The sequence below is a fragment of the Microbacterium sp. lyk4-40-TSB-66 genome (assembly GCF_030209475.1).
In the GTDB taxonomy this organism is placed as follows: domain Bacteria; phylum Actinomycetota; class Actinomycetes; order Actinomycetales; family Microbacteriaceae; genus Microbacterium.
In genome coordinates this window covers 87,676-110,885 of sequence record NZ_JARVRW010000012.1, presented here as the reverse complement: position 1 = coordinate 110,885, position 23,210 = coordinate 87,676, and the positions used below count along the sequence as shown (strand labels likewise).

Below are 23,210 nucleotides of genomic sequence, written 5' to 3'. Positions count from 1 at the left end.
GGCGACTGGAGCGGGGGCGGCGGCGGGGGGTCGGGGTGGGGGGGGGGGGGGGGGGGGAGAGGGGATGCCGGCCCCGCCGGCATCCGGGGTCAGGTGATGGTCTCGACCGGTTCGGTGTCGGGGATCGGGCTCGAGTCGCGGTGCCGGAGGTCGGGGAAGCCTCGGACGAACACGGCCGAGACGATCAACCCGACGACCGCGAAGCCGGCGGCTGCGATGTACGCGCCGGTGGGCCCGACACCGTCGACGAGGAAGCCCGCGACGGCCGAGCCGGCGGCGGCACCGATGAGCTGACCGGTGCCGATCCAGCCGTAGGCCTCGGCGGTCTCGCTGAAACGCACGCTCGCCGAAGTCATGGCGAACATGACCGCGAGGGCGGGCGCGATGCCGGCGCCGGCGACGATCAGGGTGGCCCCGAGCCACCAGGCGTTCAGCGACACGATGGTCAGTGACAGGCCGAGGGCGACGATCGCGAAGCGACGGGCCATGGCCCACGGACCGATCGGGATGTGCCCGAACGAGAGTCCGCCCGCGAGGCTGCCCACGGCGAAGACCGCGAGGATGAGACCTGCCTCGAGACCGCCGTGGTCGAACGTCGCCACGACGCCGGCCTCGACGGCCGCGCACGCGCCGATGAGCAGGAACCCGGTCGCGGTGGCGAGGATCACGGGCGGCTTGGCGAGCACCCGGCCGAGCGCGCGACGGCTGCGGGGGATGCGGACACGGCCCACCTCGGGGCTGAAGATGAACCACGCGCCCCCGCCGAGGAGGATCACGACCACTAGCAGCAGGCCTGGAACGGTGCCGACCTGGGTGGCGACGAGGGTGATGACCACGGGCGCGAGCACCCAGATGATCTCTTGCAGTGAGGCGTCGAGCGAATACAGCGGCGTGAGCTGCTTCGACGGCACCATCTTGGGGTAGATGGTGCGCACGGCCGACTGGACCGGAGGGGTCGAGAGTCCGGCGACGAGTCCGAGCACCATGTAGAGCGGCAGGGGCATCTCGATGAGGGCGAGGGTCGCGATCGCCGCCGCACACACCAACAGCGTCACCGAGAGCACGCGCCGCATGCCCCAGACGCCCATCCACCGACTCGTGACGGGGCCGGCGACGGCCTGGCCGATGCTCGTGGCCGCGAGCACGAGACCGGCGGCCCCGTACGAACCGGTGACGTGCTCGATGTGCAGCAGCACCGCGAGGCTCGTCATGCCGTTGGGGAAGCGTGCCGTCAACTGCGCGGCGATGATCCGCCCCACGCCGGGGGTTCGAAGGAGTACGCGGTAGCCGGCCACCGCACCACGCTACAGCCGACCTCCGACACGCGCCTCGGGCCCGTCATGCACCGGATGCCGCGACACGCCGCGACACGCCGATCACCGAAATGGCCGGCCTGTGCGATGTCGGAACCCCCGTCTAGCGTCCGATCTGTGGACAACGACCGGCGCGCATCGCGACAACCGCGGAATCGCGCCTGTTAACACGACGCCGGAAGGGGGCCGATCTGTGGATGAAAACGTGGACAACCTGTGTTGTACATGGGGAGAGACGGTGGAAAATCACACGGATGTAACTACTACCCCTTGTGGTGCCTTCCGATGTCCGCACCCATATGTAGTATTGAGGTCCCGGCGGGCACTGCCCGTCCGGACGACGATTTTCCAGGGGAAAGAGAGAACGACATGGCGATCACGGTCTACACCAAGCCGTCCTGCGTCCAGTGCACCGCGACCTACCGCGCACTCGACTCCAAGGGCATCGAGTACAACGTGCTCGACCTGTCCGAAGACCCGTCGGCGCTCGAGCAGGTCAAGTCGCTCGGGTACCTGCAGGCACCCGTCGTCATCACCGACGAGGACCACTGGTCGGGCTTCCGCCCCGACAAGATCGACGAGCTGGCGTCACGTCTCGCCTGACCCCTCGACACGCTCTCAGACCCCTGTCATGAGCGCTGTCATGTCGGCGACCGAGGCTCCGCTCCTGGTCTACTTCTCGAGCGTGTCGGGCAACACCGCGCGTTTCATCGAGAAGCTCGGAAAGCGGGCCGTGCGCATTCCGCTGCTGCCGACCGACCCGGCCCTCGAGGTCGACGAACCCTTCGTGCTGGTCACTCCCACCTACGGTGGGGGTGCCGGCCGGGGCGTCGAGAAGGGCGCGGTCCCCAAGCAGGTCATCCGGTTCCTCAACGAGGAGCGGAACCGACGCAACATCCGCGGGGTCATCTCCGCGGGAAACACGAATTTCGGCGACGCATTCTGCCTCGCCGGTGACATCGTCGCGCGCAAGTGCGCGGTGCCGCACCTTTACCGGCTGGAAGTTTTCGGCACCCCCGACGATGTCGAGCGGGTCACCGAGGGATTGGAACGATGGTGGAAGTTGAGCTGACCGACGTGGACTTCAAGACCGAGGCGCGCTTCGAGGGACTGGATTATCACGCCCTCAACGCGATGTTGAACCTGTACGACGCCGACGGCAAGATCCAGTTCGACGCCGACAAGCGCGCCGCGCGGGAGTACTTCCTGCAGCACGTCAACCAGAACACCGTGTTCTTCCACTCCCTCAAGGAGCGCCTCGACTACCTCGTCGAGAAGGAGTACTACGAGCCCACCGTGCTCGCGAAGTACTCGATGGAGTTCATCCAGGAGCTCAACGACCGCGCCTACGGCGCCAAGTTCCGCTTCGAGACGTTCCTCGGCGCGTTCAAGTACTACACGAGCTACACGCTGAAGACCTTCGACGGCAAGCGCTACCTCGAGCGCTTCGAGGACCGTGTCGTCATGACCGCCCTCGCCCTCGCCGACGGCGACCCGCGTCTCGCCGTGCAGCTGGTCGACGAGATCATCTCGGGCCGTTTCCAGCCGGCCACCCCCACCTTCCTCAACGCCGGGAAGGCGCAGCGCGGCGAGCTCGTGTCGTGCTTCCTCTTGCGCATCGAAGACAACATGGAGTCGATCGCCCGCGGCATCAACTCCGCGCTGCAGCTGTCGAAGCGCGGTGGCGGCGTCGCCCTGCTGCTGTCGAACATCCGAGAGGCCGGGGCTCCGATCAAGCAGATCGAGAACCAGTCGTCGGGCATCATCCCCGTGATGAAGCTGCTCGAAGACAGCTTCAGCTACGCCAACCAGCTGGGAGCCCGTCAGGGCGCCGGCGCGGTGTACCTCAACGCGCACCACCCCGACATCCTGCGCTTCCTCGACACCAAGCGTGAGAACGCCGACGAGAAGATCCGCATCAAGACGCTGTCGCTGGGCGTCGTCATCCCCGACATCACCTTCGAGCTCGCCAAGAACGGCGAAGACATGTACCTCTTCTCGCCGTACGACGTCGAGAAGGTCTACAAGAAGCCGTTCGGAGACATCTCGGTCACCGACAAGTACCGCGAGATGGTCGACGACCCTCGCATCAAGAAGACGAAGATCAACGCGCGCGAGTTCTTCCAGACGCTCGCCGAGATCCAGTTCGAGTCGGGCTACCCGTACATCATGTTCGAAGACACGGTGAACAAGGCGAACCCCATCGCCGGTCGCATCAACATGTCGAACCTGTGCTCGGAGATCCTTCAGGTCAACACGCCCACGACGTACAACGAAGACCTCTCCTACGCCGAGATCGGCAAGGACATCTCGTGCAACCTCGGGTCGATGAACATCGCCCTGGCGATGGACGGCGGCGACCTCGGCCTCACGGTCGAGACGGCGATCCGTGCCCTCACCGCCGTCAGCGTCCAGAGCCACATCGCCTCGGTGCGCTCGATCGAAGACGGCAACGACCGCTCGCACGCCATCGGCCTCGGCCAGATGAACCTGCACGGCTACCTCGCTCGGGAGCACGTCTACTACGGCTCCGAAGAGGGCATCGACTTCACGAACATCTACTTCTACACGGTGCTGTTCCACGCGCTGCGGGCCTCCAACCGCCTCGCGATCGAGCGCGGCACGGCCTTCGACGGCTTCGAGAACTCGACGTACGCGTCGGGGGAGTTCTTCGACAAGTACACCGACCAGGTGTGGGCGCCGCAGACGGCCAAGGCGAAGGAGCTCTTCGCCGGCGTGCAGATCCCCACGCAGGACGACTGGCGCGAGCTGAAGGCGTCGGTGCAGGCGCACGGTATCTACAACCAGAACCTGCAGGCGGTGCCCCCCACCGGCTCGATCTCGTACATCAACAACTCCACGAGCTCGATCCACCCGATCGCGTCGAAGATCGAGATCCGCAAAGAAGGCAAGCTCGGGCGCGTCTACTACCCGGCGCCGTTCATGACGAACGAGAACCTGGAGTACTACCAGGACGCGTACGAGATCGGCTACGAGAAGGTCATCGACACGTACGCCGCCGCGACGCAGCACGTCGACCAGGGCCTGTCGCTGACGCTGTTCTTCAAGGACACTGTCACCACGCGCGACATCAACAAGGCGCAGATCTACGCGTGGCGCAAGGGCATCAAGACCATTTACTACATCCGCCTCCGCCAGCTGGCGCTCGAGGGCACCGACATGACCGAGTGCGTCTCGTGCATGCTCTGAGCCACTGACCCCCGACTGACACACCGATAGAGGACGCAGGAACGCCATGGCTGAGAAGCTGCAGCTGCTGAACCACGTGCAGGCCATCAACTGGAACCGCATCCAAGACGACAAGGACCTCGAGGTCTGGAACCGTCTGGTGAACAACTTCTGGCTCCCCGAGAAGGTGCCGCTGTCGAACGACATCCAGTCGTGGAACACGCTCACCCCCGAGGAGCAGACGCTCACCATGCGCGTGTTCACGGGGCTGACGCTCCTCGACACGATCCAGGGCACGGTGGGCGCCGTCTCGCTCATCCCCGATGCGCTCACCCCGCACGAGGAGGCCGTCTACACGAACATCGCGTTCATGGAGTCGGTGCACGCCAAGAGCTACTCGTCGATCTTCTCGACGCTGTGCTCGACGAAGGAGATCGACGAGGCGTTCCGCTGGTCGAGCGAGAACGAGTTCCTTCAGAAGAAGGCGCGCATCGTCATGGACTACTACCGAGGCGACGACCCGCTCAAGCGAAAGGTCGCGTCGACCCTGCTCGAGTCGTTCCTGTTCTACTCGGGCTTCTACCTGCCGATGCACTGGTCGAGCCGCGCGAAGCTGACGAACACGGCCGACCTGGTCCGCCTCATCATCCGCGACGAGGCCGTGCACGGGTACTACATCGGCTACAAGTTCCAGCGTGGTCTCGAGACCGTCGACGAGGCGCGTCGTCAGGACCTCAAGGACTACACGTTCTCGCTGATGTACGAGCTCTACGACAATGAGGTGCAGTACACGCAGAGCCTCTACGACTCGGTCGGGCTGAGCGAAGACGTCAAGAAGTTCCTGCACTACAACGCCAACAAGGCGCTGATGAACCTCGGCTACGAGGCGATGTTCCCGTCGTCGGTGACGAACGTGAACCCGGCGATCCTGTCGGCCCTCTCGCCCAACGCCGACGAGAACCACGACTTCTTCAGCGGGTCGGGCTCGTCGTACGTCATCGGCAAGGCCGAGGCGACGGAAGACGACGACTGGGATTTCTGAACCCGGTCGTGACGGAGGGGCCCCGCGCGTGAGCGATCGCGCGGGGCCCCTCCGTCATGTGACGCTCAGGTCAGATCGACCGTCTCCGAATCGGCGTTCGCCTTCACCGATGCGATGCCGCTGCGAGCGGATGCCTTCGACTCGTAGGCCTCGCTCACCGCGACGACCTGGCCGTTTCCGGCCTTGAGGCGGAAGCGGAACTTGCCCGCCTTGTCGGAGTAGAGCTCGTACTTGCCTGTCATGGTTCCTCCCCCGTTGGAGCTCCTGCGAGTGAGGCCATCATGGCGCTGACGACCCGGCGGTGCAATGAGGGTCACCCCGGCCACTCCCACCGCCCAGCCGAAGCTCCATTGCGCGCTCACGGCCGATGGCGCCGGCTCATCGAGGGTGTCGGCTAGCCCGCCACCCGCACCGTCCGCGCGACGTGCCGCGCGACCCAGTCCGCGGTGAACGGGCGCGAACGCAGAAGCCAGCGGTGCAGGATCGGCCCGACGAACAACTCCGCGACCTCGTCGGGGTCCGCGACGCCGGCCCGGCGTAGGCGATGGCCGATCGCCGACATCTGCACCGAGAGGAGCATCTCGCGATATTGCGTCGCCAGCACGTCATCCGTCTGGATCTCGGCGGTCACGGCGCGGAGGAGAGGCTCGACCGTGCGGTCGGTGAGCTCTGCGACCATCGCCGTGGCCAGGGAGTCGAGGTCGGCGCCGAGATCACCCGTGTCGGGGACGACGGTCTCACCCTGCGCGCCCTCACTGCGGGCGAGCAGGGCGTCGAACAGGATCGCGCCCGTCGTCGGCCACGAGCGGTACAGGGTCTGCTTGCTGACCGCCGCGCGGGCGGCGACACCCTCCATGGTGAGGGAGCCGACGCGGCTCTCGCGTGCGAGCGCGAGGACGGCTTCGTGCACCTTCCTGCGGGTGGTCGGACGGGCCATACCGTGAGTTTACCGACGAAACGAGACGCAGCGTCCACATTCACCTAGGGTGTCCTCATGACCTCGCCGAAGACATGGCTGATCACCGGAGGCAATCGCGGGCTGGGCCGTGCACTGACCCTGAGAGCCCTCTCGGCCGGGCACAGCGTGGTGGCCACCGTTCGCGGCGACCACAGCCTGCCGGCTCACGATCGACTGAGCGTCCTGGCCCTCGACGTGCGGGACAGGACGGCGGCATTCGAGGTGGTCGGAACGGCGGCCTCTCGGATGGGGTCCCTCGACGTGCTCGTGAACAACGCCGGGTACGGACTGATCGGCGCCGCGGAAGAAGTATCCGAAGACGATGCTCGGTCGATCATCGAGACGAACACCCTCGGTCCTCTCTGGCTCAGTCAGGCGGCGATCCCCATCATGCGCGCGCAGGGAACCGGACACATCGTCCAGATCTCCACGGTGGGAGCGGTGGGGACGATGCCTCTGCTCGGGCTCTACAACGCATCCAAGTGGGCGCTGGAAGGGTTCAGCGAGGCGTTGGCCGCCGAGGTGCGGTCCTTCGGTATCCGGGTATCGCTCATCGAACCCGGTGCCCTCGACACCGACTGGGCCGGGGGGAGCATGCGCTTCGGTCACCCCCTGCCCGAGTACGACACGCTTCGCGCACAGCTCTTCGGCACCACCGAGGTGCCGTGGCTTCCTACCGGCGAATCGGCCGGGGGGACCCACCCCGATGACGCGGCCGACGCGATCTTCCGCCGCGTGTGCGACGGAGACGATGACCGGCTGCGTGTGCTGGTCGGCGAGGACGCTCCCGCGCAGGTCAGCGCCGCTCTCTCCGAACGTCGTCGGGACTACGCCCGCGACACCCGCTTCGCAACCGGATGACGCACGGCTGAGCCGCCGCGCCGGATCACCCCGGCCACTCCCGCCCCTCCAGCCGCCCCAGCAGCAGTTCCACCGCCGAACCCTCCATGCCACGCACCCAGCGCTGCGTCGACGAGCCGCGCGACGACACCGTGCGACCGCGCTCGCCGCGCTCGAGCCGCACCTCGACCTGGCCCGCTGACACGCTGACACCCCGCAATGCACCCGCCGCGACCATCGCGGCGAGCGGATCGTGCAGGGCGCAGCGCCGGTCGGGGAACACGCGTCCCGCGTAGAAGTCGAGGTACAGCGGCAGCATCGCGGCCAACGCCTGCGGGAGCGCACCGGGGATCGCCTCGAGGCGCACGAGGTCGGTGGCATCCAGGGTCTGCGTCATGGTGACGTCGAGGGGGACGAGGGTTGTGTCCCAGTCCTGCGCGAACACGACGGCCGCGGCCTCGGGATCGTTGTGGATGTTCGCCTCGGCCCACGCCGTCACGTTGCCCGAGTGCGCGAAGGCCCCGCCCATGACGACGAGGCGGTCGAAACGGGCGACGCCGGGCGCCTCGGCGTAGGCGGCGAGGTTGGTGAGCGGACCGAGGGCGAGCACGGTGAGATCCGGATGCCGCGACGCCAGGTGGTCGATCAGCTCGACCGCGGCGCGGGCGTCGTGGGCGCGGGCCGCCGCGGTGAGGGCGATGCCGCCGACCCCGTCGTCACCGTGCACGTGCGGCGCACCGCCCGCATACGGACGGCCGCGGAAGTCGTGCGCCCCCACGGCGACGGGGATGTCGTCCGCGCCGGCCAACTCGAACAGCGACAGGGTGTTGGCGGCTGCGCGGGCGGCATCCGTGTTTCCCGACACCGTCGTCACGCCGACGATCTCGACCGCGGGCTCGGCCAACAGGTAGGCGAGGGCGAGGGCGTCGTCGATGCCGGTGTCGCAGTCGACGAGGATCGGGCGACGGGTCATCGCGACACCCCGTAGCCGTCGAGGGGCTGGAGGGCGGGTTGCGAAGCGTCGTCGGCCACGGCCGCCGCACCGACGGCGCACGCGCGCGCCAGCGCGTCGTCGGGTGCGTCACCGCGCAGCAGGCCGACGACGAGCGCCGCGCAGAACGCATCGCCCGCGCCGACGGTGTTGACGACGGTCGTCGCGACGCCGGGGGAGGACGCCGCCAGCTCGCCGTGCCGGTAGAGGCGCGCGCCGTCCGCCCCGAGCGTGACGCACAGCAGCGGGGCGTCGTGCACCTCGGGCAGCTGCGCGTACTCCGTCTCGTTGACGATGACCAGGTCGCAGCGCTCCCACACCCCCGCGGGGAGGGACCGCGCGGGCGCGGCGTTGAGCGCGAAGAACCCGGCGGCCTCTGCGGCGGCCGAGACCACGGCATCCGACACCTCCAGTTGCATCAGCACCGCGGCGCCGGGTGCGATGTCGAGCGCATCGGCGTCGATCGCCGCGTTCGCGCCGGGGCACACGACGATCGAGTTCTCACCCGTCGCGTCGACGACGATGAGCGCGGTGCCGGTGGCGGCATCCGTCGTCTGGACGCCCGCTGCATCCACACCGATGGAGGCGAGTCGATCCCGGATGCCGCGCCCCTCGGCGTCGTCGCCCACGGCGCCGATCAAGCGCACGGCGGCTCCGAGACGGGCTGCGGCGACCGCCTGGTTCGCGCCCTTGCCGCCGGGTCCGCGATGCAGCACGCCGTCGGCGACGGTCTCACCCGCGGCGGGTGCTCGTTCGACGCGGGCGGTGAGGTCGACGTTGATCGCGCCGACCACGGTCAGGGCGGGCGTCGGGGGAGGAGGGGTCACGAGAATCCACCCTGTCATGGCCGGTCGTCCTCGGGGCGGTGGCGCGGCGGCGGGGGGTCGGCGACGATGTGTCCATGACGATCGAGAGTCCGTCGGCACCCGTCGACCCCGCACGGCCGGTGACCTTCGACGAGGCGCTCCGCGCGGTGGCGGAGGCCCTGGAGGCTATGGGCCGCGGCGACCCGTATCCGTTTGCGGCGCTGTGGACGGCGACCGACGACGCCACTCTGATGGGCGGATTCGGCACGCACGCGACCACCGCCGCGGACGTGCAGACGACCCTGCAGGCGGTGGCCCGACGATTCGCCGGCGGAGCTCTCGTGCCCGAGTACGATCGCGTGCTCGTCGGCGACGACTGGGCGATGACGGCCGGCCGCGAGCGCGGGACCTTGTCGGTCGACGGCGCGGAGCCCCGCCCGTTCGTCGTGCGCGTGACGCAGGTCTGGCGTCGGGAGGACGGCGTGTGGCGCATCGTCCACCGTCACGGCGACCACACCACGACTGCTGTGTGAGGCAGCGGTCGCGTCATCCGGTCTTCAATGCAGCAGCAGCTTCGCCACGATCAGCAGAGCCGACATCAGCGCCGCACCGATCGCCGTGAGCACGACGCCGAGGACGGAGTAGCCGCGCAGGCGTGCTCCGGCGGTGGCGACGACGACGAGGTACGACATCGCCACGCCGACGCCCCAGAGCAGCGCCGTCGGCAGGTCGACTCCGAACGCGACCAGCGCCACCACGACCAGGAGCGGCAGGAACGTCACCGACACCATCGGCGCGCTGACGCGCAGGTGGTGGGCGACGATCTTCGACGGGCGCTCCGACGACGTGTCGCCGACCGAGTAGGCGAAGACATGGGTGGCGAAGTACACGACGTTCGTCAGCGCGACGACGGCGATGACCACCCCGAGGTCCGAGCTGCCCAGGCCGACGAGGGTGGATGCCGACACCAGTGCGCCGTAGCACCCCGCGCTGATGCGTTCGGCGGCGATGTGACCGAGGGGCTTGGCGGTCGTGGCGGTCATGGGGGTCAGCTCCTCGAGGATCGACGGCGCAGTACCGCGGAGACGATGGCGACGACCGTACCCACCGCGACGCCGATGAGCGTCTCGATCACCCTGTCGCGCAGCAGCATCTCCGGCGTCGCCGGGGAGGCGAGCGAGATCATCAGCAGCGCGAGCGGGGTGATGAAGATCATCGCGATGCCGTAGTTGCGGCCGACGTAGAGCTCGGACGCGGCCTGCAGCGCGACGGCCACGAGGATGACGAGCCACGGCGGGAGGTGGAGGGCGAGGAGTCCCGCCGCCATCAGCACGCCAAGGAGCGTGCCGACCAGGCGCTGCGCGCCGCGGATCAGGCGGGCCGTCACGTGCGCCCCGCCGACGGCCGCGACCGCTCCGACCATCGCCCAGTACCAGTGGGTGCCCACCAAGAGCGCGCCGGCGATGCCCGCGAGCAGGGCGGCGGCACCGACGGTCGCCGCCATCTCCCACGCGACCGGACCGATCACCGGGCGCGAACGGGTCGGCCGCGCCCACGATCCGCGGCGCGCGAGCACGAGACCGACCGTGACGACGAGACTCCACACCACGCTCGCACCGCCGACGATGACCACGAGCGGCAGCGATGACCACGTGGCCGGGAGGCTCGCCGTCGCCCCGCCGGCGAAGACCGCGAAGAGCGCACCGGGCGGATGCCACTGGGCACGGTACGCGAAGAGGGTGACGGCCGAAGCGAGGGAGGCGACCACGACGACGCCCGCGACGGCCGGGCTCCCGAGCGCCGAGACGACCGTGCCGATGAGCATCGAGGAGACGAGGATCGCGCCCGCGGTCGCCTGCATGATCACGCGCGGCCGGGGCTTGTCTGTGCGGCCGTACAGCGCCGCGAACGCGCCAAAGCTGGCGTACACGCTGAGGTCGAGACGACCGATCAGCAGCAGGACGACGAGGGGGACCCCGACGCTGAGCACAGCACGGACGGCCACGCGGTGATCGCCCGCGCGCGGTCCGACCCGGATGACCCCGGTCCACACGCGTCCCCGGGATTCCGCCACCCGACCACCCTACGCTCCACCCTGGCTCCACCCAGGGTCGGATGACGCCCGTCGGCGCGTCAAGGTGGTGGCATCCGGTCGAGGATCTCTGGTGGGCTGATGGTATGGATGCCGAACGCGAGAGGCCCCCGATCGAGCCCGGGCCCGAACCCGACACGACGACCGCGGCGGAGGGGGCGAAGTCCGATCCCTCGTTGGAGGGCGACGACCAGCCCATCGAGTGACTCCTCGACGTCGAGGCGAGCGGCCACGCGGGGACGGCACCCCTGCGTAGGGTGGGAAGTCCCGACCCGCCCGAGGAGAGACGTGTTCCGCACGCCCCTGAACCTGTTCCGTACGTTCGCGATCGCCGAGGCGGTCTCGTGGACCCTGTTGATCGGCGGGCTGATCCTGCGCGCCGCGGCCGACTTGCCCCTCGCGGTGACGATCGGGGGCGGCATCCACGGGTTCGTGTTCCTCGCCTACGGCGCCACCGCGGTGCTCGTCGCCCTGAACCAGCGGTGGGGGGTCGGACCGACGGCGTTGGCCGTCGTCAGCGCGATCATTCCCTACGCGACGGTTCCGACCGAGATATGGCTGCAGCGCACGGGGCGCCTCCGCGGTGCGTGGCGGCGGGAGGAGACCGCGGACACGCGGGACCGGCGTCCGATCGATCGGATGCTGCGCTTCTTCCTGCGGCGTCCCGGGGCGCTGGCGGTCGCGCTGGTCGCCGTCGTCGCGGTGGTCTTCGTGGTGCTGCTCGTCGTGGGCCCGCCCGGCGGCAAGGGCTAGCCCGTCGGACGGGGGATCCGCTCTCGGTGCGATCTGAGCGGAGGGTCGCAGGATGCGACGGACACAACGCAGGAACCCTGTGGACCTGCCGTCGGCATATGACCCCTCGGAGCCCTCACGGTCGCGGAACTCCTGCGTCGTGTCGGCGACGCAAGAGCGGGGACCATCACCGCAGGTGCATCCGCACGCTCGCCGGGGCGATGCGACAGGTGGCGGTGAAGGTCTCGACGGTTCCCGACAGAGTCGCCGTCGCCTGGCCGGAGCCGAGAAGCGCGACCGAGGACCCCGTGGCGTGCAGCGAGGGTTCGCGCACCGAGAACCTGCGCATCGAACCGCCCGCCCGGCCTGAGAGCGACGCGTCGAGTTCGACGTCGAGGATGGGACCAGAGGTGGATGCAACCCGCCACGCGACCGTGGCGAGCCCGCCGCCCCGGCTGGTGAGGGTGAGGGTGGCCGATCCGCATTCCTCGCCACCGACGGCCTCGACGCGCAGCGGCTCATCGGGCGGGATGGTGTCGGCGCCGCACAACGCGATGTCGTGCAGCCGGGCGTAGCCGCGACCGTTGCCGGTGATGCTCGAGCAATCGGCGAGCAGCGGCGACGACACGCTCTCCGAAAGGGGGAGGGGGGAGACTCCCGCCGTGGCGGTAGGGCCCGTCGCGAGCAGACCGACGACGACGCCCAGGGCGCTGAGGGTCGCGGTGATCGTGCGTACACGCATGCCGCACCTCCTCGTGGACGACTGCGAATCTACGCTCGGGCGCGCCGCGGCGCCACTGACGCGCCACGGCGAGGCAGCGCCGAGGTGCCGGCGGGGTGAGGCGAGTGCCGGCGGGGCGGTGAAGCGCGGGAGAGCAGACGGCCGACGTCAGCGCTTCGTCGACATGGTCACGGTGAACTTGCGGTCGCGCGCGACCTGCCGGGTGGGCCCGACGACGCGCTCGAGGATCGGGCGGTACTGCAGGGCGGAGTTCCACACGGTCCACAGCTCACCTCCCGCACGCAGCACGCGCGCCGCGTCGACGAACATCCGGGGCGCAAGTGCGTCGGCGACGGCGGCTCCCGCGTGGAACGGCGGGTTGAGCGCGATGAAAGAGGCCGTGGCATCCGGGTGCGAACGCAGCATGTCGTCACGCTCGACGCGCACGCGATCATCCACGCCGTTGGCGGCCGCCGTCGCCCGCGCGGAGGCCACGGCGATCGCCGACTGATCGCACGCGAGCACCCGGAGCGAGGGATGCCGCACCGCCAGCGCCGCCGCCACGACGCCCGTGCCGCAGGCGAGGTCGATCGCCTCGGACGCCCGCGGTTCGGGCAGGTGGGCGAGCAGCAGACGGGTGCCGATGTCGATCGAGGCGCCGGCGAACGCGCCGCCGAAGGCGCGCACCCGGATGCCGTCGACCTCGGCCGCCTCCGCGACGGGTTCGCCCCCGTCGTGGGGGTGGCGGGCGATCAGAACGCGGGATTTCTGCCGGGCGTGCGACACGTCGACGCGATCGAAACGGTCGCGCAGCACCTCGTTCATAGTGACGGTCATGTGCTTGAGTCGTCCGCCCGCGAACACCACCACCTCGGGGTCGGCGTGGAGCGCGATGAGACCCGCGATGTCGGCCAGCGCTCGCAGGGAGCGCGGAAGGCGGAGCAGCACCACGCGCGCGCCGACCAGCAGCGCCGCGTTCAGCGGGTGCGAAAGAAAAGCAGTGTCGAGCCCCGCCTCGGCGGCGTTCGCGGCGAGGGCCTGCTCGCCGAGGAGCTCGTCCTGATGGACCCGGATGCCGCGGGCGCCCCCGTCCGCCGCGGCCAAGGTCAGCGCGCCGTGCGTGTCGCCGATCACGACGAGGGTGCCCTCGGGCAGAGCCGCGCGCGCGTCGGCCGACTCGTCGAGGATCAGGCGGTCGGCGGCGTCGACGGCCACGAGATCGGGGCCCTCGAGGTCGGGGCGGCGACGGAGGGCGTCGAACGAGAAAGGCATCGTGCAACGGTACCCGTGTCGGGCGGGCGCCTCCGCAGCGCGTGTCCCGCGGCGGGGCTCAGGCGCGGCGGTTCGCGGTGGCGGCCGCGGCGGCGAGATCCGCGAGCACGGGCGGCACGTCGTCCTGCGGCACGACCGCCTGGATGAGCGTCAGCGACGACGACGCCCGCGCATCGGCCAGCGCACGCCGCAGGTCTTCGGCGGTGTCGACCCGCACGCCGGTCGTCGAACGGGCAGGGTCCATGGCGCTCAGCAGCGTCGTCCAGTCCCACGCGGCGATGTCGTTGTACTCCTCGTGCAGCCCGTGGATCACGCGCTCGACGGTGTAACCGGCGTTGTCGACGACGACGATCACGGCGGGCACGTCATGGCGCACGAGCGTGCCGAGCTCGGCCGCGGTCAGCTGCGCCGCACCGTCGCCGATGAGTAGTACCGGGCGTCGCTCGGGCCGCGCGAGGGCCGCGCCGAGGATCGCGGGGAGCGTGAAGCCGATGGCGGCCCACAGCGGCTGGCCGCCGAAGACGACGCCGTGGGGGAGGCGTTCCCCGGCCATGCCGTAGAACGAGGTGCCCTGATCGGCCAGGACCGTGTCTCCCTCGCGGAGGAATGCCGCCACCTCGTGCCAGAGGGCCCGCTGCGAGAGGGGGCCGTCGGCATCCGGTGTGCGCGGGGGAGCCTGCATCGACGCGGAGTCGTCCGCGCGGAAGCGGTCGCCCCGCACCGCCACCTCGGCGGCCACGGCGTGGAGCGCATCGCGCATCGCGAGGGGGCGATAGTCGTCGTCGCCGACCCGCGCGTGCTCGCCGCGGATCTCGACCGTGCGGGCCGTGTCGATGCGCTGCGAGAAGAAGCCCGTGGTGAGGTCGGTGAACTGCACGCCGGCCAGCACGAGCAGGTCGGCCCCCTCGATACCGGTGCGCACCGCGGGGGCGCTGGCGGCTCCGAGGTACGAGCCGAGGTATCCGGATGCCGACTCGTCGACGACGCGGCGGCCCCAGAGCAGAGAGGCGTGGGCCATCCCGTGCGAGAGCAGGCCGTGGAGCGCGTCTTCGGCGCCGAGGCGTGCCACGAGGATGTCGGCGAGCACGGCGACGGTGTCGGAGGCTTCGAGACGGGCGGCGACGGCGTCGCGGAAACGGGCGAGCACGACGGGATCGGTGACCACGTCGGCGTCGGGGAGCGGCGAGGACGGCGGTTCGGCCGGGGCTTCGCCGACGTCGGCCGGGACGAGGAGGTAGCCGGGCAGACGTCGGTGACGCACTTCGGCGAGGAGACGGTCGATCTGCGCGGGGGCGTCTTCGGCCGACAGCACCTCTTGGACGGCGGTGACCTCGACGGTCATGCGGGCGAAGTGTCCGAAGTCGCCGTCGCCGAGGGAGTGGTGACTCGCCCGACCGGCTGCCTGCACCGCGGTGGTCGGCGCGCCCACCACATGGACGACGGGCACATGCTCGGCGTAGCTGCCGGCGACGGCGCTGATCGCCGAGAGTTCGCCGACGCCGAAGGTCGTGCTGAGCGCACCGAGGCCGTGCAGACGTCCGTAACCGTCGGCGGCGTACCCGGCGCCGAGCTCGTTGGCGCACCCGACCCATTCGACGAGGGGGTGGCGCTCGACGTGGTCGAGGAAGGCGAGAGTGAAGTCTCCCGGCACCCCGAACAGGTGTCGCACACCCGCCTCGGCGAGACGGTCGAGCAGGTAATCGGCGACCGTGTACGTCGTCATGGCCGCCCTACCGGTTACCGGGTGCCGAAGTGGAAGGGGAGGGCCAGCGAGGCCGATACGAGGATGATGCCGAGCGCGAAGAACAGCGCGGGAGCGGCGAGCGAGAACGACAGTCCCGTCAGCAGCATGCCGCCGACGAACAGGATGAGCGAGACGATGAACATGAAGATCCCTTCGGTCGGTCCAGGCTATCGTGCCGGGTCGGCGGGACGGTTCGCCGGGGAGGTCGGCGTGGCGGCGCGGGGCGCGGCCGGGGCGTCGGGTGTCGCGATGGCCGGGCCTGTGCCGGCGGGGGTGCCGAGCGCTCGCCTGCCGTCGAGGGCCGAGAGCGTCCACAGGGTGCTCCCGGCCACCGCGGCGGGCATGACCGCGACGGCGCCCAGGGGGACGAGGAAGCACAGCTGCGTCGCCACCCCGAAGCCCAGGGCGCGGCCGCGGTGCTCACGGATGATCGCACGCCGCGCTCGGCGGTCGAACCCGCGCGCCGACAGGGACCGCGAGGTGAGCTCGTCGGCGAGCAACCAGCCGGTGAGCACGACGCCGGTGCTGAAACCCAGCACGCCGCCGACGAACGGGACGAGTCCGATGAGCCACGCGAGCGCCGCGGCCAGGATGCCGCGGAGGATGAGACGTACGCTGTCGCCGACCGCGCGCCAGAAGCCGTAGTCGGCGTCGGGCACGGTGCCCGTCGCGCTCCGCTCGGTCGCCCGCCAGATGCGGTCGTAGACGGGCTCGCCGACCGCGAGGGTCACCGCCGTGAACGACACCACGACCACCAGGAGGGCGGCGCCGAAGGAGGCGACGCCGATCGCCGTGCGCACGACGTCGGCCCAGAACGGGTTCCACGTGTCGGCGAACGGCGTCCAGTCGTCGACGAGACCGGGCAACGCCAGACCCCACCCGATGAGCGCCGCGAGGAAGACGACTCCGACGACGGTTCCGGGGATGAGCCCGAGCGCCATCGCCCCGGGCGTCCGACGCCACTGGCCGAGACCGCGGAGCAGGAGTCCTGCCCCGGCGAGGAATTCGCGCATGCCGGAAGTCTGGCAGACCCGCGTCGACCGGCCGCCCGCGTCGACGGCGGCCACGCGCCTCAGGACGATGGGAGTTGCTGCAGCGTCCAGCGATTGCCGTCGGGATCGGCGAAGGTGACGAAGCGCCCCCACTGCTGCTCGTCGACCCCCTCGGCCTCCGCCCCCGCCTCCCGCAGCTGCGCGAGTGCGGCATCGGCGTCGGACACGACCACCTGGATCGTGTCCTGACGTCCGGGTTCGAGCGTCATCCCGAGACCGGTGCCGAAGGCGATCGAGCACGCCGACCCCGGCGGCGTCATCTGCACGAACCGCAACTCGTCGGTCATCTGGTGGTCGTGGTCGGGGTGGAACCCGATCCGTTCGTAGAACTTTTTGGCCCGGTCGACGTCCGTCACCGGGACGAAGATGAGCTCGATCTTCCACTCCATGAGCGGCTCCTCTCGATGCGCGGCCAGTATGGACCCGGCCTCCGACATCGCGCGAGCGGTCGTCGCGCAAGGTCTCACGCCCGTGTCGGAGGGCACTGGAAGGATGCCGGTATGCGCATCCGCACGACCTCGACCCAGCGCACGTACCGGTATGTGCGGTTGGCGATCATCGGTGCCACCGTGTTCCTCGCGATCGGTGTCGCGCTCGAGGTCGCGGGCGGTGCGGCGCTGCCGTCCGTCAGCGCCGCCTATTACGGCCCTGCGGGGCCGGTGTTCACCGGTGCGCTCAGCGCGATCGCCCTCGCCCTGCTGGCGCTGTCGGGGAGGAGCCTGGAGCAGGGTCTGCTCGACATCGCCGCGGTTCTCGCGCTCGCCGTGGCCTTCGTACCGACCACTGTCGCGGCGGGGGTCTGCGAGCCGGTACTGCGGTGCGTGCCGCCCGACGTGCGGGCGACCGTGGTGAACAGCGGTGTGGCCGTGGCATCCGTCGTCCTCCTCGGGGCGGTCGCCGGCGGGATCCTCGCTCGGGTCCAGGGCACGGCGAGCCGCGGGGTGGCGGCGACCATCGGGGTGATCGTGTCGCTCACGGTCGCGGCCGTGGTGTGGGCGGTGGTCGCGCCGGAGGGTTTCTTCGCGATGGCGCACGAGGTCGCTGCCGTGGCGTTCTTCGTGCTGATCGCGGCGGTCGCGGCCCTCGCCGCGTGGCGGCCGCCGTCGAGCGTCCATCGCCGCGCGGGTGTGCGTCGTGCGTACGGCGCCGTCGCGGTGGGGATCCTCGTCACGCTGGTGCTGCTCGTGGTCGGCATCGTGACCGACGTCGAACGCACGGGGTTCCCCGTCGTCTTCGTGGGGGAGGCGATCGCCCTCGCGCTGTTCGGGGTGTTCTGGGTGGTGCAGACCGTCGAGTTGTGGAACGACGCCGATCCGGGCCTGCGGGAATAGCCGCGACATCTCCGTGTTGAAGTTGATACGGCGGCACTCAAGTTGCCGGCTCTCACGTATCACAGGAGACGGAATTGCCCGAAGATGTCACCCCCGGCGCCGGCGACGGCGCTCAGTCGTTCGACGAATTCCTCGCTCGCTACCTCGCGGGCGAGCAGGCGCGCGCCGAGCGCTCCATCGATCTCAGCCGGTTCCTGAGCGCCCGCACGCAGGACGCCCTGCAAGAGGCCGGTCGCTTCGCCCTCAGCCGCGGTCAGCGCGAGCTCGACGCGCTCCACGTCCTCCACGTACTCGTCGGCCGCTCGCCCGCGCGCGAAGCCGTGAGCCGCCTCGGCGCCGATCCCGTCGCCATCGCGCGCGCCGCCGAGAGCCGTCTGCCCGCCGCGTCACCCGCGGCCGACGTCGACGGCGCCGTGGTGGCGGGCTCGGTGCAGCGCGCCCTGTTCCACGCGTTCCAGGTGGCTCGCGCGGCGGGCTCGACCTACGTCGACCCCGACCACCTCTTCTTCGCCCTCGTGCTCGCGCAGGACGCCCCGGCGGGTCAGATCCTCGTCCAGGCCGGCGTCACCGCCGAGGCCTTGACCCAGGGCGTACGCGAGACCGTCCTGGGCGGTGAGCACGACGAGGCGTCGGCGGAGACGGCATCCGTCACCCCGAATCTCGACCGCTTCGGAACCGACCTGACCGCGCGCGCCGCGGCGGGCGAACTCGACCCCGTGATCGGCCGCGCCGAGGAGATCGAGCAGACCATCGAGATCCTCAGCCGCCGCACCAAGAACAACCCCGTGCTCATCGGCGAGGCCGGAGTCGGCAAGACCGCCGTGGTCGAGGGACTCGCGCGCGCCATCGTCGCGGGCGATGTTCCCGAGCAGCTGCGCGAGACCCGCGTGGTGTCGCTCGACCTCGCCGCCATGCTCTCCGGTGCCCGCTACCGCGGCGACTTCGAGGAACGTCTCACCCAGACGATGGACGAGGTCGCGGCGTCCGAGAAGCTCGTCGTCTTCATCGACGAGGTGCACACGCTCGTGGGAGCGGGCGGCAGCGGTGACGGATCGATGGATGCCGGGAACATCCTCAAGCCCCGCCTCGCGCGCGGCGACGTGCATCTGATCGGTGCGACCACCCTGCGCGAGTACCGCACGATCGAGAAGGACCCCGCACTGGAGAGGCGCCTGCAGCCCGTGCGCGTGGGGGAGCCGTCGATCCCGGATGCCGTGGAGATCCTGCGCGGACTGCGGTCGGCGTACGAGGAGCACCACGCCGTCACCTACACCGACGACGCCCTGCGCGCCGCGGTGGAGCTCAGCGACCGCTACCTGAGCGATCGCGTGCTGCCCGACAAGGCCATCGACCTCATCGACCAGGCGGGGGCGCGCCTGCGCCTGCGACTCGGTGTGAGCGTCGACACCTCGTCGCTGCTCGAGCGCCTGGCGACCCTGGAGGCCGACAAGAACGCCGCCGTCTCGGCCGAGCACTACGAGGAGGCTTCGCGGCTCCGTGACGAGATCGCCGCTGTGCAGGCCCGACTCGACGACGCCACGAGCGCGCCGCGTGCCGCCGCCGTCGTCGACGAGCCCGAGATCGCCGCGGTGATCAGCCGCGCCACGGGGATTCCCGTTGCGCGCCTCACCGCGACCGAGCGCGGTCGGCTGTCGCACCTGGAAGAGGAACTGCACGCCCGGGTCATCGGGCAGGACGACGCGGTCGCGGCCGTCGCGAAGGCGGTGCGCCGCAATCGCACGGGCATGGGCGACGAGGACCGGCCCGTCGGGTCGTTCCTGTTCCTCGGCCCCACCGGTGTCGGCAAGACCGAGCTGGCCAAGGCGCTGGCGGGGTCGTTGTTCGACGACGACGCAGCGGTCATCCGCTTCGACATGAGCGAGTTCGGCGAGCGCCACACCGTCTCGCGCCTGATCGGTGCCCCTCCGGGATACGTCGGATACGACGAGGCCGGTCAGCTCACCGAGCGCGTGCGCCGCAACCCCTACGCCGTCGTGCTGTTCGACGAGATCGAGAAGGCCCACCCCGACGTGTTCACCCTGCTGTTGCAGGTGCTCGACGATGGACGCCTCACCGACGGCCAGGGGCGCACGGTCGACTTCCGCAACACGGTCATCGTGATGACGTCGAACCTGGGCGCCGAGTTCCTGGCATCCCGGTCCGGTGCGATCGGCTTCACCACCACGGGTCGCGAGTTCGCCGATGCCGACCTGCGCGACCGGGTGATGGGCAAGCTCCGTGAGGCGATGCGGCCGGAGTTCCTCAACCGCATCGACGACATCGTGCTGTTCCGCAAGCTCGAGAGGGCGCAGCTGCGCGAGATCGTCGGGCTGCTGCTCGGCGCCACCTCGCGACGGCTCGCGTCTCGCGAGGTGAGCTTCGAGGCGACGGACGCCGCCATCGAGCGCCTGGCCGAGGTCGGCTACGAGCCCGAGTACGGTGCGCGGCCGCTGCGCCGGGTCATCCAGCGCGAGGTCGACGACCGCATCGCCGACCTGTTCGTGTCGGGGGACCTCGTCGACGGAGGAGCGGTGACGGTGGATGCCACCGACGCGGGCTTCGTCGTACGGGCCGCCGTCACGGCGCTCGCGGCCTGAGCGCTTCCCATTTGCGCCCGCGCCGCCGGTGTTTCGACGCCGGGGGCGTGGTGCGTGCGTGGTGATCGATTCGAGTGTCCACGACACCTGGCCGGGGTGTGGTGTGCGCGGGCGGGGTGGTGGGCGCGGGTACTCCCCTTGAGTGTCACAACACCCGGACGTTCTCGAGGACCGTCGGGGTGTCGCGGACACTCGACTGCCGTTGCACCCCGCCCGCGCGCCACCCCCTGACGCGATGTCGGAGGTTCGGGGCAGAGTAGACGCATGAGTCGTATCGGCACGATCTTCAGCCCGTACCCGCACCCGCCCGAGCAGTTGCGCGACGCCGCGCGTGCGGCGGAGGACGCCGGGATCGAAGAGCTGTGGCTGTGGGAGGACTGCTTCCGCTCCTCGGCCTGGGCGGCGGCCGCCGCGGCCCTCGCGGTCACCGACCACCTGCGCATCGGGGTGGGTATCGCGCCCTTCCCGCTGCGCAACGTCGCCGCGTCGGCGATGGAGGTCGCCACCATCGAGCGGATGTTCCCCGGTCGCCTGCTGCCCGGATTCGGCCACGGCGTGCAGGACTGGATGCGGCAGATCGGCGCCAAAGCCGCGTCACCGCTCACCCTGATGCAGGAGCAACTCCCCGCTCTGCGGGCGCTCCTCGCGGGCGAGACGGTCAGCAGTGAGGGCCGTTACGTGAAGCTTCGCGGTGTCGCGCTCGACTGGCCGCCGTCCGCGCCGCCGCGGGTGTACGCCGCGGCCGAAGGTCCGAAGACGCTCGCCCTCGCGGGGGCCGCGGCCGATGGTGTGGTGCTCGACAGCCGCCACACCGTCGCCGAGATCGGTGCCGCGGTCGAGACGGTTCAGGCGGCGCGCGCCGCCGCGGCCCGCGAGGGTCGCGCGGACGTCGTGGCCTACGTCCTCACCGCCTTCGGTCCCGACGCGCACGAACGGGCGACCGCACCGCTGCGTGACCGCCCCGACGCCGCAGACCGTGTGCTGGCCGGTTCCGTCGACGATGTCGCCGAGGGCGTGGCGCGATTCCAGGCAGTGGGTGTCGACGACGTGGTGCTCCTCCCGACCGACGAGGTCGACCTCGCAGCCTTCTTCGCCGCCGTCGGCCAGGTCGCGGTGGCGGTGCCGAACGCCGGCGGCGTCTCGTGACGCGCGGCGCGGTCTCGCTCGGGCTCGCCGGATCGCTCGGCCCCGAGGCGATCGCCCGCATCGCCCCGGCGGCGGAGGACGCCGGCTTCCACGCGCTCTGGGTCAATGACACGCCCGACGGCGACGCTCTCGCCGCCCTGTCCGCTGCCGCACGCGTCACGGACCGCTTGCGTCTCGCGACCGGCGTCGTGCCCGTCGATCGCCGATCCGCCGACGCGATCGCCGCGGAGGTGGCATCCCTGAGGCTTCCGCTCGACCGGTTGACGCTCGGCATCGGCTCGGGAATGGCGAAAGAGGGGGCGCTCGCGCGCGTCCGTCGGGCCATCGACGTGCTGCACGAGGCGGGCGTGCCGCGCGTGGTCGTCGGCGCGCTCGGACCGAAGATGCGGCGCACCGGAGCCGAGCGGGCCGAGGGGGTGCTGCTCAACTGGGTGCCGCCCACCGAGGCGCGCGCACAAGCAGGTGCGCTGCACGAGGTCTCGTCATCCGCACATGTCGCCGTCTACGTGCGAACGGCGATCGTTCCCGCCGCGCGCGAACGCCTCGACGTCGAGACCGCGCGCTACGCGTCGTTCCCGAATTACGCCGCCAATTTCGAACGGATGGGGGTGGATGCCGCCGACACCACCATCCGAGACGTCACCGAGCTGGGCGACGCGCTCGCCGCGTACACGGCCGCGACGGACGAAGTGGTGCTGCGCGCGATCGTGCCCGATGACACGGTCGGGGCGTACCTCGATTTCATCGAGGGCGCTGCGCCGTCGGCCTGAGCAAGGATCTCGGGATCACGGCCCGTCCCGCTCCGCCCGGTGGGAGACTGACCGGATGCCACGTCGCCGAGGTCTCACCGTCCGCTCGATCGCACGCGGGGGGCTCGCCCTGCTGCTCGTAGGGGCGGGAGTCAGCCATCTCACGTGGGGGCGCCGGGGGTATCGCATCGTCGTGCCGGGGTGGGCCACGCGGATGCTGCACACCGACAAAGACGCCATCGTCGTGGCATCCGGAGCCGTCGAGATGATCCTCGGGACGGCGCTGGTCACGCTGCCGCGCGAACGCCGTCGCATCGGTGCGGTCATCGCCGCGTTCTTCGTCGCCGTCTTCCCGGGTAACGTGCACCAGTGGCGCACGGGTCGCTCGGCGCCGGGACTCAACACCGACCGCGCGCGGTTCGTGCGCCTGTTCCTTCAGGTGCCGCTCGTCGCGTGGGCGTGGTGGGCGACGCGCGAGCGCTGACAGGGCCCGGCCTCAGGGTTGGGGCGTGTTCCGCTCTTCGGGGCGGGTGATTCGCGCCCCGAACGGCGAATCGCGCCCCAGACCTGCGCAGGGGTCTCGCGGGCCGAGCGGCTGGCTCGGGATGGGGCGCGGATTGTGCACTGGGTCGTGC

At 70.5% G+C, this 23,210-nt stretch carries 26 protein-coding genes; 13 read left to right on the top strand and 13 right to left on the bottom strand.

Annotation, left to right across the window (positions count from 1 at the left end):
• Nucleotides 1–89 precede the first annotated feature (89 nt).
• Entirely contained in the window at nt 90–1,295 is a 1,206-nt protein-coding gene (locus QRO03_RS14890) for an MFS transporter (RefSeq protein ID WP_285138272.1), read from the bottom strand.
• Between the two features lie 387 nt (nt 1,296–1,682).
• Here QRO03_RS14890 and nrdH point away from each other — a divergent pair, with 387 nt between their 5' ends.
• The 4 genes from nrdH to nrdF are packed head-to-tail and all read left to right on the top strand — an operon-like array spanning nt 1,683 to nt 5,544.
• Entirely contained in the window at nt 1,683–1,916 is a 234-nt protein-coding gene (nrdH, locus tag QRO03_RS14885; RefSeq protein WP_055838040.1) for a glutaredoxin-like protein NrdH, read from the top strand.
• Between the two features lie 28 nt (nt 1,917–1,944).
• Nucleotides 1,945–2,385 carry a class Ib ribonucleoside-diphosphate reductase assembly flavoprotein NrdI gene (gene nrdI, locus QRO03_RS14880; protein WP_285138271.1) on the top strand — a complete coding sequence of 147 codons (441 nt, stop codon included), beginning with the start codon at nt 1,945–1,947 and terminating at the stop codon, nt 2,383–2,385.
• The gene (nrdE, locus tag QRO03_RS14875; RefSeq protein WP_285138270.1) at nt 2,367–4,523 is read left to right on the top strand and encodes a class 1b ribonucleoside-diphosphate reductase subunit alpha; all 2,157 of its coding nucleotides are present in this window, start codon (nt 2,367–2,369) and stop codon (nt 4,521–4,523) included. Before nrdI ends, nrdE begins: the two co-directional genes overlap by 19 nt.
• Nucleotides 4,524–4,569: 46 nt before the next feature.
• On the top strand, nt 4,570–5,544 hold the full coding sequence (nrdF, locus tag QRO03_RS14870; RefSeq protein WP_055956927.1) for a class 1b ribonucleoside-diphosphate reductase subunit beta: 975 nt from the start codon (nt 4,570–4,572) through the stop codon (nt 5,542–5,544).
• A gap of 65 nt (nt 5,545–5,609) precedes the next feature.
• On the opposite strand, the gene QRO03_RS14865 is transcribed toward nrdF, so the two are convergent.
• Nucleotides 5,610–5,786 carry a YegP family protein gene (locus tag QRO03_RS14865; protein WP_285138269.1) on the bottom strand — a complete coding sequence of 59 codons (177 nt, stop codon included), beginning with the start codon at nt 5,784–5,786 and terminating at the stop codon, nt 5,610–5,612.
• A gap of 152 nt (nt 5,787–5,938) precedes the next feature.
• Nucleotides 5,939–6,481, bottom strand: a complete 543-nt coding sequence (locus QRO03_RS14860) for a TetR-like C-terminal domain-containing protein (protein ID WP_285138268.1) — start codon at nt 6,479–6,481, stop codon at nt 5,939–5,941.
• 57 nt (nt 6,482–6,538) lie between these two features.
• Here QRO03_RS14860 and QRO03_RS14855 point away from each other — a divergent pair, with 57 nt between their 5' ends.
• Nucleotides 6,539–7,363: an SDR family NAD(P)-dependent oxidoreductase gene (locus QRO03_RS14855; protein WP_285138267.1), complete on the top strand. Its 825-nt coding sequence runs from the start codon at nt 6,539–6,541 to the stop codon at nt 7,361–7,363.
• A gap of 25 nt (nt 7,364–7,388) precedes the next feature.
• Here the strand turns inward: QRO03_RS14855 and QRO03_RS14850 are convergent, their stop codons facing one another.
• The gene (locus QRO03_RS14850) at nt 7,389–8,315 is read right to left on the bottom strand and encodes a nucleoside hydrolase (RefSeq protein WP_285138266.1); all 927 of its coding nucleotides are present in this window, start codon (nt 8,313–8,315) and stop codon (nt 7,389–7,391) included.
• A complete protein-coding gene (locus tag QRO03_RS14845; protein WP_285138265.1) occupies nt 8,312–9,178 on the bottom strand; it encodes a PfkB family carbohydrate kinase in 867 nt (288 codons plus the stop codon). Before QRO03_RS14845 ends, QRO03_RS14850 begins: the two co-directional genes overlap by 4 nt.
• Before the next feature lie 56 nt (nt 9,179–9,234).
• Here QRO03_RS14845 and QRO03_RS14840 point away from each other — a divergent pair, with 56 nt between their 5' ends.
• On the top strand, nt 9,235–9,672 hold the full coding sequence (locus QRO03_RS14840; RefSeq protein ID WP_285138264.1) for a YybH family protein: 438 nt from the start codon (nt 9,235–9,237) through the stop codon (nt 9,670–9,672).
• 24 nt (nt 9,673–9,696) lie between these two features.
• On the opposite strand, the gene QRO03_RS14835 is transcribed toward QRO03_RS14840, so the two are convergent.
• Both QRO03_RS14835 and QRO03_RS14830 read right to left on the bottom strand, forming a co-directional pair.
• Complete coding sequence (locus QRO03_RS14835; RefSeq protein ID WP_285138263.1) at nt 9,697–10,182, bottom strand: hypothetical protein; 486 nt, start codon at nt 10,180–10,182, stop codon at nt 9,697–9,699.
• A 5-nt stretch (nt 10,183–10,187) separates the two neighbouring features.
• Nucleotides 10,188–11,213, bottom strand: coding sequence for an FUSC family protein (locus tag QRO03_RS14830; RefSeq protein ID WP_285138262.1), 1,026 nt, complete (start codon nt 11,211–11,213; stop codon nt 10,188–10,190).
• Between the two features lie 41 nt (nt 11,214–11,254).
• Here QRO03_RS14830 and QRO03_RS14825 point away from each other — a divergent pair, with 41 nt between their 5' ends.
• Nucleotides 11,255–11,437 (top strand): hypothetical protein, encoded by a 183-nt coding sequence (locus QRO03_RS14825; protein WP_285138261.1) that lies wholly within the window; start codon nt 11,255–11,257, stop codon nt 11,435–11,437.
• Between the two features lie 82 nt (nt 11,438–11,519).
• The gene (locus tag QRO03_RS14820) at nt 11,520–11,984 is read left to right on the top strand and encodes a DUF3817 domain-containing protein (protein ID WP_285138260.1); all 465 of its coding nucleotides are present in this window, start codon (nt 11,520–11,522) and stop codon (nt 11,982–11,984) included.
• Between the two features lie 166 nt (nt 11,985–12,150).
• On the opposite strand, the gene QRO03_RS14815 is transcribed toward QRO03_RS14820, so the two are convergent.
• The 6 genes from QRO03_RS14815 to QRO03_RS14790 form a co-directional block, all read right to left on the bottom strand.
• Nucleotides 12,151–12,705, bottom strand: coding sequence for a hypothetical protein (locus QRO03_RS14815; RefSeq protein WP_285138259.1), 555 nt, complete (start codon nt 12,703–12,705; stop codon nt 12,151–12,153).
• 147 nt (nt 12,706–12,852) lie between these two features.
• On the bottom strand, nt 12,853–13,956 hold the full coding sequence (locus tag QRO03_RS14810; RefSeq protein WP_285138258.1) for a class I SAM-dependent methyltransferase: 1,104 nt from the start codon (nt 13,954–13,956) through the stop codon (nt 12,853–12,855).
• A 58-nt stretch (nt 13,957–14,014) separates the two neighbouring features.
• Nucleotides 14,015–15,679: an alpha-keto acid decarboxylase family protein gene (locus tag QRO03_RS14805; RefSeq protein WP_285138257.1), complete on the bottom strand. Its 1,665-nt coding sequence runs from the start codon at nt 15,677–15,679 to the stop codon at nt 14,015–14,017.
• 14 nt (nt 15,680–15,693) lie between these two features.
• Nucleotides 15,694–15,843 carry a hypothetical protein gene (locus QRO03_RS14800; protein ID WP_013585971.1) on the bottom strand — a complete coding sequence of 50 codons (150 nt, stop codon included), beginning with the start codon at nt 15,841–15,843 and terminating at the stop codon, nt 15,694–15,696.
• 24 nt (nt 15,844–15,867) lie between these two features.
• Complete coding sequence (locus QRO03_RS14795) at nt 15,868–16,713, bottom strand: EI24 domain-containing protein (protein WP_285138256.1); 846 nt, start codon at nt 16,711–16,713, stop codon at nt 15,868–15,870.
• A 59-nt stretch (nt 16,714–16,772) separates the two neighbouring features.
• Entirely contained in the window at nt 16,773–17,141 is a 369-nt protein-coding gene (locus tag QRO03_RS14790) for a VOC family protein (protein ID WP_285138255.1), read from the bottom strand.
• A 111-nt stretch (nt 17,142–17,252) separates the two neighbouring features.
• Here QRO03_RS14790 and QRO03_RS14785 point away from each other — a divergent pair, with 111 nt between their 5' ends.
• The 5 genes from QRO03_RS14785 (at nt 17,253) to QRO03_RS14765 (ending at nt 23,059) form a co-directional block, all read left to right on the top strand.
• Nucleotides 17,253–18,083, top strand: a complete 831-nt coding sequence (locus tag QRO03_RS14785; RefSeq protein ID WP_285138254.1) for a hypothetical protein — start codon at nt 17,253–17,255, stop codon at nt 18,081–18,083.
• A gap of 74 nt (nt 18,084–18,157) precedes the next feature.
• On the top strand, nt 18,158–20,680 hold the full coding sequence (locus QRO03_RS14780) for an ATP-dependent Clp protease ATP-binding subunit (RefSeq protein WP_285138253.1): 2,523 nt from the start codon (nt 18,158–18,160) through the stop codon (nt 20,678–20,680).
• Nucleotides 20,681–20,944: 264 nt separating this feature from the next.
• A complete protein-coding gene (locus QRO03_RS14775) occupies nt 20,945–21,826 on the top strand; it encodes an LLM class flavin-dependent oxidoreductase (protein ID WP_285138252.1) in 882 nt (293 codons plus the stop codon).
• The gene (locus QRO03_RS14770; RefSeq protein WP_285138251.1) at nt 21,823–22,596 is read left to right on the top strand and encodes an LLM class flavin-dependent oxidoreductase; all 774 of its coding nucleotides are present in this window, start codon (nt 21,823–21,825) and stop codon (nt 22,594–22,596) included. The genes QRO03_RS14775 and QRO03_RS14770 overlap by 4 nt, the downstream gene beginning before the upstream one ends.
• A 55-nt stretch (nt 22,597–22,651) precedes the next feature.
• The gene (locus QRO03_RS14765) at nt 22,652–23,059 is read left to right on the top strand and encodes a DoxX family protein (protein WP_285138250.1); all 408 of its coding nucleotides are present in this window, start codon (nt 22,652–22,654) and stop codon (nt 23,057–23,059) included.
• The last annotated feature ends 151 nt before the right edge of the window (nt 23,060–23,210 follow it).